Annotated in this window: 12 protein-coding genes; 8 read left to right on the forward strand and 4 right to left on the reverse strand. The window is 73.6% G+C overall.

The features are described 5' to 3' along the window. Positions 1–190: 190 nt before the first annotated feature. The 4 genes from HD596_RS51100 to HD596_RS51115 are packed head-to-tail and all read left to right on the forward strand — an operon-like array spanning position 191 to position 6,204. Entirely contained in the window at positions 191–3,478 is a 3,288-nt protein-coding gene (locus HD596_RS51100) for a type 2 lanthipeptide synthetase LanM family protein (RefSeq protein WP_185076628.1), read from the forward strand. Positions 3,479–3,514: 36 nt separating this feature from the next. After that, on the forward strand, positions 3,515–5,677 hold the full coding sequence (locus tag HD596_RS51105) for a peptidase domain-containing ABC transporter (protein WP_185076629.1): 2,163 nt from the start codon (positions 3,515–3,517) through the stop codon (positions 5,675–5,677). A gap of 30 nt (positions 5,678–5,707) precedes the next feature. Further along, positions 5,708–5,926 carry a hypothetical protein gene (locus HD596_RS51110; protein WP_185076631.1) on the forward strand — a complete coding sequence of 73 codons (219 nt, stop codon included), beginning with the start codon at positions 5,708–5,710 and terminating at the stop codon, positions 5,924–5,926. A gap of 23 nt (positions 5,927–5,949) precedes the next feature. Continuing rightward, positions 5,950–6,204, forward strand: a complete 255-nt coding sequence (locus tag HD596_RS51115) for a hypothetical protein (RefSeq protein WP_185076633.1) — start codon at positions 5,950–5,952, stop codon at positions 6,202–6,204. 47 nt (positions 6,205–6,251) lie between these two features. Here HD596_RS51115 and HD596_RS64395 read toward each other — a convergent pair whose 3' ends face one another. Next, a complete protein-coding gene (locus HD596_RS64395) occupies positions 6,252–9,059 on the reverse strand; it encodes a helix-turn-helix transcriptional regulator (RefSeq protein ID WP_185076635.1) in 2,808 nt (935 codons plus the stop codon). A 151-nt stretch (positions 9,060–9,210) separates the two neighbouring features. On the opposite strand from HD596_RS64395, the gene HD596_RS51125 reads away from it, so the two are divergent. The 4 genes from HD596_RS51125 to rraA all read left to right on the forward strand — a co-directional run bounded on the left by HD596_RS51125 (position 9,211) and on the right by rraA (position 11,826). Beyond that, the gene (locus tag HD596_RS51125) at positions 9,211–9,402 is read left to right on the forward strand and encodes a hypothetical protein (protein WP_185076636.1); all 192 of its coding nucleotides are present in this window, start codon (positions 9,211–9,213) and stop codon (positions 9,400–9,402) included. A 98-nt stretch (positions 9,403–9,500) separates the two neighbouring features. Further along, positions 9,501–10,193 carry a GntR family transcriptional regulator gene (locus HD596_RS51130; RefSeq protein WP_185076639.1) on the forward strand — a complete coding sequence of 231 codons (693 nt, stop codon included), beginning with the start codon at positions 9,501–9,503 and terminating at the stop codon, positions 10,191–10,193. Then, a complete protein-coding gene (locus tag HD596_RS51135; RefSeq protein WP_185076641.1) occupies positions 10,186–11,343 on the forward strand; it encodes an MFS transporter in 1,158 nt (385 codons plus the stop codon). The genes HD596_RS51130 and HD596_RS51135 overlap by 8 nt, the downstream gene beginning before the upstream one ends. Positions 11,344–11,355: 12 nt before the next feature. Then, positions 11,356–11,826 (forward strand): ribonuclease E activity regulator RraA, encoded by a 471-nt coding sequence (gene rraA / locus HD596_RS51140; protein ID WP_185076643.1) that lies wholly within the window; start codon positions 11,356–11,358, stop codon positions 11,824–11,826. Between the two features lie 110 nt (positions 11,827–11,936). On the opposite strand, the gene HD596_RS51145 is transcribed toward rraA, so the two are convergent. The 3 genes from HD596_RS51145 to HD596_RS51155 all read right to left on the reverse strand — a co-directional run bounded on the left by HD596_RS51145 (position 11,937) and on the right by HD596_RS51155 (position 15,825). Next, positions 11,937–12,842 carry a glycoside hydrolase family protein gene (locus HD596_RS51145; protein ID WP_185076644.1) on the reverse strand — a complete coding sequence of 302 codons (906 nt, stop codon included), beginning with the start codon at positions 12,840–12,842 and terminating at the stop codon, positions 11,937–11,939. Positions 12,843–12,937: 95 nt separating this feature from the next. Next, positions 12,938–13,516: a hypothetical protein gene (locus HD596_RS51150; protein ID WP_185076646.1), complete on the reverse strand. Its 579-nt coding sequence runs from the start codon at positions 13,514–13,516 to the stop codon at positions 12,938–12,940. A 296-nt stretch (positions 13,517–13,812) separates the two neighbouring features. Further along, positions 13,813–15,825: a beta-galactosidase gene (locus tag HD596_RS51155; protein ID WP_185076648.1), complete on the reverse strand. Its 2,013-nt coding sequence runs from the start codon at positions 15,823–15,825 to the stop codon at positions 13,813–13,815. Between the last annotated feature and the right edge of the window lie 79 nt (positions 15,826–15,904).

The raw sequence follows: 15,904 nt of genomic DNA on the forward strand, positions 1-15,904 counted from the left end.
ACGGAAATGGCCGGGGAACCCGTAAATCCGGCGCCTCAGTGGTTTCACGTATCCCGCGGGCAACGGGGGCAGGCGGCTCGCGGCGTTCACCGGATGCCGCGTGCGGCGGGTGCCGTCTCATCCTGCTGACAGCCAACGGCCAGGGGCCCGCCGACGCGCGTGGTCCCCGCGAGCAGCGAGGATGCCACCTTTGTCACACATCGCCGCGACGCCGGCACAACGTACAGACACGGACGCGGAACCGGCACCGTACTGGTGGGCCGGGGCGCTCACGCTCGCCGAGCGGCTGGCGCTCGCCACCCGGCCCGCCCCCCGCGAGGACGGCCTGGCCGAGCGGCGGCTCGCGCGCTGGCGGGCCGCCCACCGCATGGACGAGGAGGGCCGGTTCGAGGCCAGGCTCGCCGACCTCGGCATCGACGCCGACACGCTGCTCGCGCTGCTGGCCGAGCCGCCCGAGGAGCTGGCGGCGCGCGCGTCCCGGCCCGCCTGGGCGGACACCGTCGAGGCCGCGCTCGCGACGGCCTCCCTGGACGGCGGCGCCCAGCCCGCGCCGCAGGAGGTCGGCGAGGCGGCGTTCACGTGGGACGCGGGGTTCGGGCGGATCGTCGCCCCGTTCGTCCGGAACGCCGTCACCCGGATGGCGTCCGGCGCGCTGGACGGGCTCGGGGAGGTGGCGGCTCTGCGGCGCGGGTTCGCGGAGCAGCTCGGCGGGCAGCTCGTCTCGCTCGCCGCGCGCGTCCTCGTCCTGGAGCTGAACGTGGCCCGGGTGCGCGGCCAGCTGCACGGCGACAGCGCCGAGGAGCGTTTCCGGTCCTTCGCGGCGCGGCTGGCCACCCGGGAGGGGCTGGCGGGGCTGCTGTCCGAGTACGTCGTGCTGGCCCGGCTGCTGGCCCAATGCGCCGACCACGCCGTGGAGGCCTACCTGGAGCTGCTGCGGCGGCTGGCCGCCGACCGGTCCGCGATCGTGGCGGAGCTGTTCGGCGGGACCGAGCCCGGCCGGCTGGCCGAGGTGGTCATGGGCGTGGGCGACGGGCACCGGGGCGGGCGGTCGGTCGGGCTGCTGCGGTTCGAGAGCGGGGCGCGCGTGGTGTACAAGCCGCGGTCGCTGGCCGTGCACACGCACTTCAACCGGGCGCTCGGCTGGCTCGGCGACCGGCTGCCCGGCCTCGGCCTGCGCGTGCTGAAGGTGCTGGAACGGCCGGGCCACGGCTGGGTGGAGTACGCCGAGCACGGGCCGTGCGCGGACGAGGCCGGCGTACGTGCCTTCTACCGGCGGCAGGGCGCGCTGCTGGCCCTGCTGTACGCGCTCGACGGCGTGGACTTCCACTTCGAGAACCTCATCGCCGCCGGGGACCAGCCAGTGCTGGTCGACCTGGAGGCGCTGTTCCACCCGGCGATCCACAGGGGCGGCGCCCGCGGGCGGACGGACGACGACCCGGCCGAACGGGCGCTGGACAGCTCGGTCGCCCGGGTGGGGCTGCTGCCGGCCGTCGTGTGGAGCAAGGACGGCGGCGCCCTCGACATGGGGGGCATGGGCGGGGACGCGGGCAGCACGCTGCCGTTCGAGTCGGCGGGCTGGGCCGGCGCGGGCACCGACGAGATGCGGCTGATCCGGGAGAGGGCGGCCTTCCCCGGCAGCAGCAACCGCCCGGGCGTCGGTGACGCCGTCGCCGATCCGGCCGACCACGTCGAGGACTTCCTGGCGGGCTTCACCGGCGCGTACGAGGTCATCGCCGCCCATCGCGACGAGTTGCTCTCCCCCGGCGGCGTCCTGGCGGCCTTCCAGGGGGACGAGATCCGCGTGGTGATGCGGCCCACGAAGCTGTACGGCACGTTGCTGCAGGAGTCGACCCACCCGGATGTCATGCGCGACGCCCTGGACCGCGACCACGTGCTCGACGCCCTGTGGGCCACCTGCGCCGACGACCCGGTCCGCCGCCGGCTGGTCCCCGCCGAGATCGCCGACCTCTGGAACGGCGACATCCCCCTCTTCGCCGGCCGCCCCGGCACCCCCGACCTGTGGACCAGCCGGGACGAGCCGCTGGCCGGCGCACTCGTCGGCGTGCCCTCCTCGGACGCCGCCGCCAAGATCCGGGCCATGGGCCCCCGGGACCTGGCCGAGCAGCAGTGGATCATCCGCGCCTGCCTGGCCAGCCGCCACGACCGCGCCCGCGTCTGGACCTCCACCACCCCCGCGGCTCCCGCCGCCCCCGCCGCGCCGGCGGGCGTGCTCGCGGACCGGCTCGTGGCCATGGCCACGGCGATCGGGGACGAACTCGCCGAACGCGCCCACCGCGACGACTCCGCCGCCGGCTGGCTCGGCATGGAGCTCGTGGGCGAGACCCGCTGGACGGTCGGCACGCTGAAGAGCGACCTGTACGGCGGCATCCCCGGCGTCGCCCTCTTCCTCGGCCAGCTCGCCCGGATCACCGGCGAGCACCGCCACGCCGACCTCGCCATGCGGGCCCTGTCCTGGGTTCCCGGCTTCGTCGACGGCATCGCCGGGAAGGCCGCGGCGTTCCCCTGCGGGCCGTTCAACAGCGCCGTCGGGCTGGCGTACGCGCTGACGCACCTGGCCCGCGACCTCGGCGCGCCCGACCTGCTCGGCCACGTCGAACCGCTGATCACCGCGACGACCGGCGCCGCCGCCGCGGACGAGGAGCTGGACGTCGTGAGCGGCGCGGCCGGATGCCTGGCCGCGATGCTCGCCGTCCACGAGGCGACCGGGCTGCCGGACGCGCTGGACGTGGCCCGTGCCTGCGCCGACCGGCTCGTCCAGACGGCGCGGCCGCAGGACGGCGGGGTGGCGTGGCACGGCCACATCCCCGCGTCGGCACCCTTGACCGGGTTCTCCCATGGGACCGCGGGGATCGGCTGGGCGCTGCTCCGCTTCGCCGCCCTGACCGGCGAGGCACGGTACGCGCGGACCGGGCTGGCCGCCTTCGCCTATGAGCGTTCCCGCTTCGACGCCCGCATCGGCAACTGGCCCGACTTCCGGGACCTGCCCGACGCCCCGGCGAACCCCTCCGGCCTGCCCCCGTCCATGCAGGGGTGGTGCCACGGCGCACCCGGCATCGGCCTGGCCAGGGCCGATCTCCTCCGCCGTCCCGGCCTGAGCACCGAAGCGGCCGGCGACCTCGCCGCCGACCTCGCCGCCGACCTGGACGTGGCGCTGGGCTCGTACCTGAGCAGCCCGCCCGGCATGGTCGGTCACAGCCTGTGCCACGGCGAGGCCGGGAACCTGGAACTCCTCACCCACGCCGTCGCCGCGGGCAGGCACGACCTGACGGACACCCTGCGCCTGCGGACCGGCGTCCTGCTCGCCCAGCTCGCCGACGGCCCGCGCTGCGGCACCCCGGGCGGCGTGACAACGCCGGGTCTGATGTCCGGCCTGGCGGGGATCGGACACGGTCTCCTGCGGCTGGCCGCCCCCGCCGAGGTGCCGTCCGTCCTGCTCCTGGCCCCGCCGGCCGCCTGAAGCGCCACGTACCCGCGAAAGAAAGGGGCTGCCGTGATGCGGCGCCGCGTCCCCATCCGCCTGCAACTGACCACCAGCGAGTGCGGAGCCGCCGTCCTGGCCATGCTGCTGAGCCACCACGGCAGGCACACCTCGGTGGCCGAGTGCCGCGACCTGCTGGGCCCGGGCAGGGACGGCGCGTCCGTCACCCGGCTGGTCGCGGCGGCCCGCGAGCACGGGCTGACGGCCGCGGCGGAACGGGTCGCGGATCCGCTCGCCGAGCCGCCGCGGTCGCCGTACATCGCCTACTTCTCCGCCCACCACTTCGTGGTCGTCGAAGGACTGGGCAGGGGCGGCGTGCGGATCGTCGACCCGGGCAACGGCCGCCGGACCATGCCGCGGGAGGAGTTCGCGCGGCGTTACGGCGGCGTGGTGATCCGGTGCGCGCCAGGCGCCGGGTTCGTCAGGAGGCGCGCGTCGCCGTGGCAGTGGACGCCCGTCCGCTACCTGCGCGACTTCGCGGCGGTGCCGGGCGGCCGGCGCCGCCTGGCCGGGGTGCTGGCGCTGGCGGCGGCCATCCAGTTGCTGGCGCTGGCGCTGCCGCTGGCCACCAAGTCCGTGGTGGACGAGCTGGTCCCGGACGGGCGCGGCGACCTGCTGCCGGTGCTCGGCTGGGCCGTGTTCGGCACGGCGGCGCTGCACGGCTCGCTCACCTTCCTGCGCGCCCGCCTCCTGCTCGCCCTGCGGGCCCGCGCCGACGAGCGGCTGACCGGCCGTTTCGTCGGCCACCTGCTGCGGCTGCCGATCGGGTTCTTCCTCCAGCGCAGCCGGGGCGATCTGCTCCTGCGCGTCGGCAGCATCGCCACCACCAGGGAGGCGGTCACGCAGCAGTCCGTCACGCTCGCGCTCGACGTGCTCCTGCTGTCCGCGTACGGGATCGCGCTCGTCCTCCTCGTCCCCTGGTACGCGCTCATGGTCGGCGTGCTGGCGGCCGGGCAGGCGGGGCTGATGGTGGCCTCCTACCGGCGGCTGCGGACCCTGACCCAGGCCGAGCTGAGTGCCCGCGCGGGCGAGCAGGGGTATCTCGTCGAGACGTTGCAGGCGATGCTGCCGCTCAAGGCCAACGGCGTGGAGCCGCGGGCGCAGGTGCGCTGGCGGGAGCTGTTCGGCACGTACCAGACGGCCATGCTGCGGCGGGGACGCGCCAGCTCCTGGTTCGAGGCGGTGCAGGGAGCGGTGGCCGTGTTCGCGCCGCTGGCGCTGCTGTGGTGCGGCGCGTGGCTGGTGCTCGGCGGGCGCATGTCGCTGGGCACCATGCTGGCGGTGAACGCGCTGGCGATGTCGGTGCTGGCGCCGTTGCAGGCGTTCGTGGGGGCGGTGCAGCTGTTCTCCATGCTGCGCGGCCAGTTCGAGCGCATCTACGACGTGCTCGACGCCGCCCCCGAGCCGAGCGGCGCCCGGCTGCTGCCCGATGGACGGCCGGTCGCGATCCGGGCCGAGGGCGTCGCCTTCCGGTACGCGCCCGACTCGCCGCCCGTGCTGCGGGAGGTGTCGTTCGAGGTGCCCGCGGGGGCGAAGCTCGGCGTCGTCGGGCGTACCGGGTCGGGCAAGAGCACGCTCGCCCTGCTGGTGCTCGGGCTGCTGCGGCCGACGACGGGCGAGATCCGGCACGACGGCGTACCCGTCCAGGAGCTGGACGTGGCGGCGCTGCGGCGCGGGTGCGGCGCGGTGCTGCAGGAGCTGTCGCTGTTCAGCGGCTCGATCCGCGACAACATCACGCTCGGCAGCCCCGACGCCACGGACGACGACGTGGTGACCGCCGCGCTCGTCGCGGGACTGCACCACGACGTCGAACGCCTGCCCATGGGCTACGACACCAACGTCGGCGAGGGCGGCGCCGCGCTGTCGGCCGGGCAGCGGCAGCGGGTCGCGCTCGCCAGGGCCATCGTGCACCGGCCGCGCCTGCTCATCCTCGACGAGGCCACCAGCCACCTCGACCCCGAAACCGAACGCCGGGTCGACGCCGCCCTGTCGGAGCTGCGGGTCACCCGGATCGTCATCTCGCACCGGCTGAGCGCGATCCGCGACGCCCACGAAGTCCTCGTCATCGACCAAGGCCGCATCGTCGGCCGCGGAACCCACGAAAGGCTGGTGAGCAGCCCAGGCCCCTACCGCGACCTGTTCGGCGCTCCGCCGGTGCCCGATGCACTGAGCGCCTGAGATCACCCATCTTCATGGAAGGAGACAGAAATGTCGGCCGACGACCAGATCAGATCCTGGAAAACCCCCGAGCTCCGCGGGCCCGGCGAGGCCCACCCCGCGGGTGAGATCAACCTGGGCGCCCTGAGCGGCGGCGAGAAGGAAATACCCGGCTTCGACGACTACACCAACTTCTTCAGCTGCTGGCAGACCTGCGAACGCTCCATGTGGGTCGGGACCTGCCGCTTCTCCAGCATCGGCTGCTGCTGACCACGAGCAAAGGAGCACACACCATGACGAACGACGACCTGATCCGTTCCTGGAAGGATCCCATCAACCGAGCGGCCTACGGGGCCGGCCTGCCGCACCCCGCCGGCGACCTCGATCTGGAGACGGCGCGGCTGGCGGGCGGCGTGGAGCAGGAGCCGCCGAACGGCACCCAGCACCTGTCCACCATCGGCTGCTGCGGCGGCTACACCTCCGAGGTGCGCTGCGCGATCAGCGCACTGTACCCCATCCCCATGTGCCTGGCTTGGACCCTGCTCTGACAGACCGGTGACCGGCCGCGCGGCACCGGATCCGTGCCTGCGGCCGGTCACTCGGCGAGCCGGTGCCCCAGGGCGGCCCGGGTCTTCACCCCGAGCTTCCTGAACACGCTGGCCAGGTGCGTCTCCACCGTCCTGGGGCTGAGGAACAGGCGCTCGCCGATCTCCCGGTTCGTCATGCCGTACGCGACCAGCTCGGCGATCTCCCGCTCCCGCTCCGACAACGAACTCCCGGCCCCCGGCCGGTGGGCCAGGCCGGCGGCCATCCGGCGCTGCTCGACGCCCACCTGGGCCGCCAGCCACGGCGCGCCGCACGACAGGAACAGCTCCTTGGCCTGCCCGAGCTGCTGCTTGGCGGTCCGCGAGTCGGCGTCGCGCCGCAGCACACCGGCCAGCAGCATCCGGCCGAATGCCTCCCCGATGGGCAGCCCGGCGTCAGCGAACCGGTCCACGGCCTCGCGCGCCGCCTCCTCCGCCTCGTCCCGCCGGCCCTGCGCGAGCGCGAGGACGGCACGGGCCCGCGCCAGGAAACCCGACTGCACGGGCGGGGCGCCGAGCTCCACGACGCGGGCGGCGCGCTCGTACCACTCCGTGCCCGCCGTCAGATCGCCCCGGGTGACCTCCACCTCCGAGCGCAGCGCGTAACTGCCGACCACGCCGGGGCCGAGGCCGGCCGGGTCGGCGGGCACCCGCGCCGCCAGCAGCCGCCCGCACTCCTCCGTCTCGCCGACCGAGAACAGCACCTCCGACACCACCTGGTCCGAGATGGTCCGCCACCAGGCCGAGCGCAGCACCTGCCCCCGCCGCGCCGGCTCGATCAGCGGCATCGCCGCGTCCGGGCCGCTCCGCCACAGCAGCGGGCGCGACTTCGTGACGTGGACGAACGCCAGCATCTCCGCGCTGCCCAGATGCCGGGCGATCTCCTCGGCCTCCTCGGCGTCGCCCAGCGCCCGGTCGACGTCCCCCAGCCGGGCGTGGACGGTGGCGCGGGCGGCGTACAGCAGCGGCACGACGTGGCTGCGCCCGTGGTCGCGGGCCACCCGCAGGCCGCGGGCCAGGTGCCGCAGCGCGTCGGCGTTGCGGTCGGCCAGGAACTCGCCCCACGCCAGCGCGGCCACGAGCCCGAGGTCGTCGCACAGCTCGCGGTCGGTCAGCCCGTTCACCAGCGCGTCCGCCCGGTCGAGATGCCGGTACGCCTCCCCGAAGTCGCACCGGTAGAGCGCCGCGACCGCCAGCAACGTCACGGCCGTGGCCGGCAACCCTCGCCGGGTACGCGGTCCTGCCAGCCCGAACGCGAGCGAGGCGTTCTCCCGGCCCTGGTCCCAGCGCCCGTCCAGCAGATCGTTGGCCGCCAGCTCCACCAGCAGCGCGCACCGCCCGCCGGAGTCGCCGCCCGAGGCGGGGTCCAGGTGGCGCAGCTCGGCGGTCAGGATCGCCCGGGCCTCCTCGAAGCGGCCCAGCGAGCGCTCCATCATGGACATCAGCTCCACGGCCTGGTCGCGGTGGTCGCCGCCCGCCTGGATGACCTCGCGCAGCAGCGTACGGCTCTCCGCCAGCTGCCCGGACACGCCCAGGGCAGCCGCCAGCGACATCAGCAGGCCGGCCCGCCGCCCGCCGGGCGCGTCGTCCGGCAGGGCCCCCAGGGCGGCGCGGAACCAGCGCGCCGCCGTCGCCGGGGCGGTCGCGGCCACCGCGTCCGCCCCTTCGGCCAGCAGTGCGGCCCCGTCCACGTCGCCGATCACGATCGCGTGCTCCATGTGCACCGCGCATCGCACCGCCGGCGCGCCATGCGCGCGCAGGTACTCGGCCGCGCGCCGGTGCGCCGCCATCCGCCACGCGGGCCCCGCCATCCGGTACGCCGCCGCCCGCACCAGCGGATGCCGGAAGCCCAGGGTGCGCGGGCCGGAGGACAGGACGTTCCGGCGTACGAGCTCGTCCAGGGCGGCCACCACCGTGGCCGGCTCCAGCTCCGACACCGCCGCCACCAGCGTCGCGTCCAGCTCGTCGCCCGCCACCGCCGCGGCCCGCGCCACCAGCCCCTGCACCTGGTCCAGGCCCGACAGCTCGGCGGCGATCAGCCGGTCCAGAGCGTTCACCGCGACGGGGCTCGCGGCCTCGGCGGGGTCGTCGCCGTCCGGCAGCGCGGCCAGGATCTCCAGGAACAGCGGATTGCCGCCGCTGCGCTCGTACAGGCGGCGCCGGCGGGGCGCGGACATCTCCTCGCCCAGCAGCGCGTCCGCGTCGCCCGCCGACAGCGGGCCGAGGGGCAGCGCCACCACGGAGGCCGCGGCCAGCGAGCGCGTCAGCCCGGCCGGCAGCCCGCCGGTGCGCGCCGCGAGCAGGACGACCACGCGCCGGTCCGGCGGGTGCCGGATGAAGTAGTCGAGGGCCTCGACGGAGGCGTCGTCGGCCCACTGCATGTCGTCCAGCAGCACGACCAGGCCGTCCCGCTCCGAGATGCGCTCCACGAGGCGGTGCGACTCCCGGAACAACCGGTGCCGGTTCAGCGCCGCCAGCCCGCGGGCCGCTCCCCCGGCGTCCGCGCCGGCCTCGGCGGACAGCAGCGCGCGGATCCGGTCCAGGTCGGCGGCCAGTTGGAGGTGGCGATCGCCGTCGGCCAGGGCGTCGAACAGGATCCCGAACGGCGCGCTGCGCTCGAACTCGGTGGCCCGCCCCGCCATCGCCGGCAGCCCCCGCTCCCGCGCCAGCTCGGCGACCGCCGTCAGCAGCCGGCTCTTGCCGATCCCCGGATCGCCGGTCATCAGCACGAACGTCGTCCCGTGCGGCCTGTCCAGCAGCCGCACCAGGTGATCGAGCTCGGCGGAACGGCCTGTCAACGGGCGCCGGGTCACCAGCACGTCATAACCTCCCCGCCAGGAAGATCGTCGATCTCACCCCCATCTCTATCCCACTGAGCCGTCCCGTCAAGGATTACGTGGTTTCCCGGATGTTTCGGCTTCCGGAACATGACGGATGCCGCGGGCGTCCCCGCGGGCGCATCGTGCTCTCATGTCCGACGACGACCTCACCCGATCCTGGAAAGACCCCTACCACCGCGACGCCGGCGTCCCCCATCCCGCGGGCGAGATCGTGATCCCCGTGCACGGCGGCACCCAGGAGATGCCGACGCTGGGGACCACGTTCATCATCTGCACCCTGCCCGGCTGCAACCCCACCGTCTTCTTCGGCTGCAATTACTGATCGCTATAACGGTCACCACCGGAGGATCAAAGGGGCATTCATCCGCAAGAGTGGCTGACGGTGTAGGTTATAACCGTCAGCCACGAGACAGGACAGCGATGGGCGAATCAGCGGCCGAGCTCTACACGACGAAGGCGGACTACGCCTACCTGCAGGTCAAGGAGCTGATCCTGGCCGGCCGGCTGGCCCCCGGCTCCGTCATCCCCCAGGCCCGGCTGGCCCGCGACATCGGCATCAGCACCACTCCCCTGCGCGAGGCGCTGCGCCGGCTCAAGAGCGAGGGGCTGGTGGAGCTGGACGCCCACCGCGACGCCCGCGTGGCCCCCCTGGCCGCCGAGGAGGCCCGCGACCTGCTGGAGCTGCGCCGCTCCCTCGACCCCCTGGCGGTCGCGCTGGCCGCCGAACGCCGTACCAAGGCCGACATCGCCGCCATGCGCGCCGCCCACGAGGGCCTCGAACCCCTGCCCGGCAACCCCGCCTACGAGCAGCTCGTCGCGCACCGCAGGTTCCACGCCGCCCTCTACTCCGCCTCCCACAACGACCTGCTCATCCAGACCCTCGACAGCCTGTGGGACAAGGCCGACCGCTACCGCCGCCTCGCCCTGGAGGTCGAGCGCGGCCAGGCCGCCCGCGACCGCAAGGCCGCCGAGCACGAGGCCCTGCTGGAGTACGTCATCGCGGGCGACGCGGAGTCGGCCGCGGAGGTGATGCGCGAGCACATCGACACCAGTCTCGGCGCCCAGGCCGCCTGGCGCCTGCGCAAGCACCAGCAGGACGAGGTAGATGCCTGACGCCTGGCATCGGCACGCGGTCCTGCTCGCCCACTCCACCGGCACCCAGGTGATCACCTTCGTGCTGCGGCCCACCATGTCGTACCGCGCGATCGAGCTCGACGTGCCCGCGGCCTGGCTCGGCGTGCTCGGCGCCAGCTTCGCCATCGCGCCGCTGCTGCTGGCCCTGCCCGCCGGCCACGCCGCCGACCGGTACGGCGAGCGCCGCATGGCCGTGGCGGGCGCGCTCCTGCTCACCGCCTCCGCGGTCGCGTTCACCGCGTTCGGCCACACCGTGCCCGGCCTGGTCGCGGCCGGGATCCTGCTCGGCACCGGCCACCTGGGCAGCGTCATCGCCCAGCAGGCCCTGGTCGCCAACACCACCGAGCACGGCCGCCACGACACCGCCTTCGGCCACTACACCTTCGCCGCGTCCCTCGGCCAGGCCGCCGGCCCGCTCATGATCAGCCTGCTCGGCGGCGACGGCTCCATCCCCGACACCGGCCGCATCTTCGCCTGGTCCTGCGGCCTCGGCGTGCTCCTCCTCGGGCTGTCCGCGCTGCTGCCGCGCAGCGGCGCGGCCGCGCGGACCCGGGCCGAGAGCGGGGGCCTGCGCTCGCTGCTGCGCCTGCCCGGCCTCGCGCACGCCCTGGTGACGAGCTGCGTGGTGCTGTCCGCGGTCGACATCACGCTGGCGTACCTGCCCGCGCTCGGCACCGAGCAAGGACTGACCGCGAGCGCCGTGGGCCTGCTGCTGACCGTCCGCGGCGTCGCGTCCATGGCCTCGCGCTTCTTCCTCGGCCACCTCGCCCGCCTGGTCGGCCGGCGCAGGCTGCTGGTCGGCAGCACCCTCGCGGCGGCGGTCGCCATGCTGGTCACGCCCGTGCCCATGCCGCTGTGGGCGCTGGCCGCGTTGCTGCTGGTCGCGGGGTTCGGGCTGGGGGTGGGGCAGCCGCTGACCATGTCGTGGCTGGCCGAGTCCGCCCCCGCCGGGATGCGCGGCCGGGCCATGTCCCTGCGCCTGGTCGGCAACCGTACCGGCCAGCTGGTCATCCCCGGCGCGGCCGGGCTCGTGGCCGCCGGGCTCGGGGCCGGCGGCGTGCTCCTCGTCACCGCGCTCAGCCTCGGCTGGGCCGGCGTGGCCGCCCGGCGGCTTCCCGTCGATCCATAGGAAGGTTCCTCCATGACCGTTGTCACCGCAGACCTGTACGACGAGCGCGGCGACCAGCTCGACTCCTGCGACCTGCAGCTCCGCCAGTACGGCGGCCGGCACGCCTTCAGCGGCCCCGTCGTCACCGTCCGGTGCCACGAGGACAACGTCCTGCTCAAGTCCGTCCTGTCCGAGCCCGGCGAGGGCCGGGTCCTGGTGGTGGACGGCGGCGGCTCCCTGCGCGCCGCCCTCATGGGCGACGTCATCGCCGGCATGGCGGTCGCCAACGGCTGGGCCGGCGTGGTCATCAACGGCGCGGTCCGCGACGTCGCCGCCCTGCGCGGGCTCGACCTGGGCGTCAAGGCCCTCGGCTCCAACCCCCGCAAGAGCGCCAAGGCGGGCGGCGGCGAGCGCGACGTCCCCGTCACCTTCGGCGGCGCCACCTTCCGCCCCGGCGCCGAGCTGTTCAGCGACGACGACGGGATCCTCGTCACGCTCCGCTGACCGACCGGTCAGCACCTCTCGGGCACCTCGGCCACGTCGGCGGCGGACCTCCGGCAGGTGGATCGGCCCGCGGTGCGCTGGTCGTACCAGTGGGAGCGGCGCGGGTGGGGTCAGGGGCCCTCGACGGGCAGCAGGGGGCCGGTGAGGGGCTCGTCGCGGTCGCAGGTCAGCTCGCCGTCCCGCACCCGCAGCCGGGCGGCCTGGACCGACGAGCGGCGGCCACCGCCCGGGTGGGTGAAGTAGAAGATCACCGCCTCCTCCCCCGTCACCACGACGTCCGCGTGGTGGCCGAACCCGTCGTCGTCCGGGCGCGTGCCCGGCTCGTCGAGGATGAGGCCCCGCGGCTCCCAGACGTCGAGGTCGTCAGAGACCAGCACGCGCTGGCCGCGCCACTCGTCGACGATCATCCAGTGCCGGCCCCCGAGCGTGAACACGTTCGGCCCCTCGTGGGCGGAGATCGTCACGGCGGGCCCGCGGACCTGCCAATGGTGCAGGTCGGAGCTGTCGGCGGCCCAGGTGTGCGAGCCGTCGCCCTCGTCCTTGTACCAGAGCCGGTGGCCGCCGCCGGGCAGCGCGGCCACGCAGGCGTCGATCACGTACGGGGAGGACAGGCCGAGGGTGGACCGGTACGTCCACCGCACGAGGTCGGGGCTGGTGTAGTGGCGGATGTGGCGTTCGTGGCCCGGCCACGCCCCGGGGACGCCGCGGATGACGCTGACGTACATGTGGTACGTCTCCCCGTCGTCGACGATCTCCGGCGCCCAGTACGTGTGCCGCCCCCATTCGGTGTCGAGACCCTCGATCGTCCCCCGGTAAAGCCAGGTCGCGCCGCCGTCCACGGATGACGCGACGCCGAGGTCGGTGCCGTGCACCCAGCTCACGTCCCCCAGGTCCGGGGCGCTCGCGCGGCGGCTGGTGTAGACGAGCCACCAGGCGCGCTCGGCCCGGTTCCAGATGAGGGTGGGGTCGGTGGCGCCGTCGTGCATGGGGTCGCGGTAAAGCGGCCGGGAGCTCATCTGGTCCCTTCCACGTGCGGTAGATCGTCCGCAAACGATACCGGCACGCGAAAAGGACACCCCTGGTCAGGGGTGCCCTTTGGGGGATGGCGAGCTCAGTTCGCGGGGAGCTTCACCGACACCGTCTGGAGGACCGGGTTGGCGTCCTTCTCGGCCCAGGCGCCCGTGGAGTAGGCGACCGGGTAGTTCTTCTTGCCGACGCCGCCGCCCCACTTGGTCACGACGTAGTCGATCTTGATGTGGCCCGCGCCGCCGACGCCGTCCACGGCGAGGGTGTCGGGGTTGAACCTGCCGCCGGTCAGCTCGGCGAACGTCTTGGCGTCGAGGTCGAGCATCACACCGCTGTTGGAGGGGTTGCCCGGACCGCGGTCACCGACGAAGAACGGGAGCTTCTTGCCCTTGTAGATCACGTAGCCCTCGGTCATGAGCGGCCAGCTCGGGCTGGCGGCCAGACCCTTCTGCATGGGCTTGCCGGCGGCGGGCAGACCGGTGTCACCCGCGCGGCCGGAGGAGTCGTCCCAGAAGTAGGACGCGGTGGTCGAGCCCTGGAGCACGGCCGTCTGGGTGATCGTGCTGCCGGCCTCGGCGTCAGCGTGCGCCGCGGGCGAGCCGACGGCCATGGCGGTCAGCACGGACGCGGTGAGCATGGCGATAGAGTGCAGGCGAGCAGACATGGGTAGGCGCAGTCCTTTGTTAGGCGACAGGGCAATACGCTCTTCACTCACGTAGCCGGGCATGACGCCATAAGGGCGGCACGTGGAGCGTGAATCCAACCAGAGGGAGTCCGGACGAGTGGTGCCTTCCACGTTGGTAAGGCCCAGGTCACTCGCCGGTAACGACTACCAAGCTACCCATCAAAACGGACAAAGGCAAACATAACCCCATGAAACGGATATAGATCTACGTTCGGGGTAAAGGCCAGAGTCAAAAGCCCCGGCGGGCGGCGGGCCCGCCGGGGCATATGCCGGGACTACGAGCGGGCGCGCCGGATCACCGCCGCCCCCAGCGGGGCCAGCTCGACCGCACCCGACACCGCCTGGCCGGTGAGCAGGTCGGTCCCCTCCCCCTCGAACGGCACGGACGCGTCCAGTTCGCCGCTGTGGTTGAGCAGGAACACGTACTCGTGCTCCTCGTCCCCCCGCACGGCGCACTCCACGTGGGCGGGCGCCTGCGGGAACGGCGACCGGACGCCCGCCGCCGACACGGCCGCGAGCAGTTCGGCGTCGAAGGCGGCCTGCTCCAGGAGGGTCGCGAAGTACACCACGCGCCCCGCGCCGAAGCGGTTCTCCACCACGGCGGCCCGGCCGGCCAGCAGGCCGTCGGCGTAGGTGGCCAGGGCCGTGCCGGTCTCCAGGTGCAGGTCGTCGCGCCACCACGTCGAGGTCGTCCGTCGCCCGTCGGCGAACTCCACCGAGAACACCTCGTGCGGCCGCGCGGGCCAGTACTCGTCCACCTTGGCCCCGATGAGCTGCCGGAACGCGCCCGGGTAGCCGCCGGGCCGCACCCGGTTGCACTCGTCGACCACGCCGGAGAAGAACGACATGACGACCGTGCCGCCGTTCTCGGCGAACTCGGTGATGCGCCGCACGCCCTCGTCGCCGATCAGGTACGCGTTCGGCACCACCAGCACCTTGTACCCGTCCAGCGACGACGACGCGGACACGACGTCCACCGGGTGATTGTTCGACCACAGCGGCGTGTAGTGCCGCATGACCGTGTCCGGGTAGCTGAGGTCCTGGCGCGGCAGCCCCGCCGTCTCCTCCAGCCCCCACCAGCCGTCCCAGTCGAACAGGATCGCGATCTCGGCCCGGGAGGTCGTCCCCGCCACGGGAGCGAGCAGCTTCATCTCCCGTCCCAGGTCCACGATCTCCCTGAACGTGCGCGAGTCCGGCCCGGAGTGCGGCAGCATCGCCGAGTGGAAGCGCTCCTGCCCGCCGCGGCTGGCCCGCCACTGGAAGAACATCACCGAGTCCGCCGCCCGCGACACCGCCTGCAGCGAGCCGAGCCGCATCCGGCCGGGCTCCTTGACGATGTTGAGCTGCCACTGGCTGACCGCGCTGGCCGCCTGCTCCATGAGCAGCCACGGCTGCCCGCCCTTGAGCGAGCGGAACAGGTCGTACTGGAAGGCGGCCGACACGTGCGAGTCGGCGTCGGCGGGGTTGGGGTAGATGTCGAGCGCGACCGCGTCCTCCTCGGGCGCCCACTTCCAGTAGTCGGCGTGCTTGAAGAAGCGCATGAAGTTCGTCAGGACCGGGATGTCGTCGCGGAAGGAGCGGACGATGTCGCGTTCGGCGAGATAGCACTCGAGGAGGGCGTCGGAGGTGAAGCGCTTGAAGTCGAGCCGGCGGGCGGGGTTCATCCAGGTGCGCGGGATGTGCGGCACCTCGACCTGGTCCCAGTCGGTGTAGCTCTGGCTCCAGAAGCGGGTGTACCACGCCTCGTTCAGGGTCTCCAGGTCGCCGTAGCGGCGCTGCAGCCAGCGCCGGAAGTTGACCGAGGCGGCCTCGTTGTACGCCGTGGGCCCGTACTCGTTGGAGATGTGCCACATCGCCAGCGCCGGGTGGAAGGAGTAGCGCTCGGCGAGCTTGGTGGTGATGTTCGCCGCGTACTCGCGGTAGATGGGTGACGACGGATCGTAGTGCAGCCGGTTGCCGAACCCGAACCGCTCCCCGTCGGCCATCACCGGGAACACCTCGGGGTGCAGGTGGGTGAGCCAGACGGGCGGGGCCGCCGTCGGGGTGGCCAGGTTGACGCTGATGCCGTTCTCGTGGAGGAGGTCCATGATCTCGTCCAGCCAGCCGAACTCGTACTTGCCCGGCTCCGGCTCCAGGGACGCCCACGCGAAGACGCCGAGGGAGACGATGTTGACGCCGGCCTCACGCATGAGCCGGACGTCCTCCCGCCACACGGCGGGCTCCCATTGCTCCGGGTTGTAGTCGCCGCCGTAGGCGAAGCCCCCGATGCGGTTCCTGAAAGCGTCCAAGCGAGACATTTCACTACTCCTGTAGGGATGGAAGGATCCTCGACCTGATCCTGGCGGTCGCCGCGCTCGTGCCGGACCT

This window comes from Nonomuraea jabiensis, from assembly GCF_014204795.1.
Classification (GTDB): domain Bacteria; phylum Actinomycetota; class Actinomycetes; order Streptosporangiales; family Streptosporangiaceae; genus Nonomuraea; species Nonomuraea jabiensis.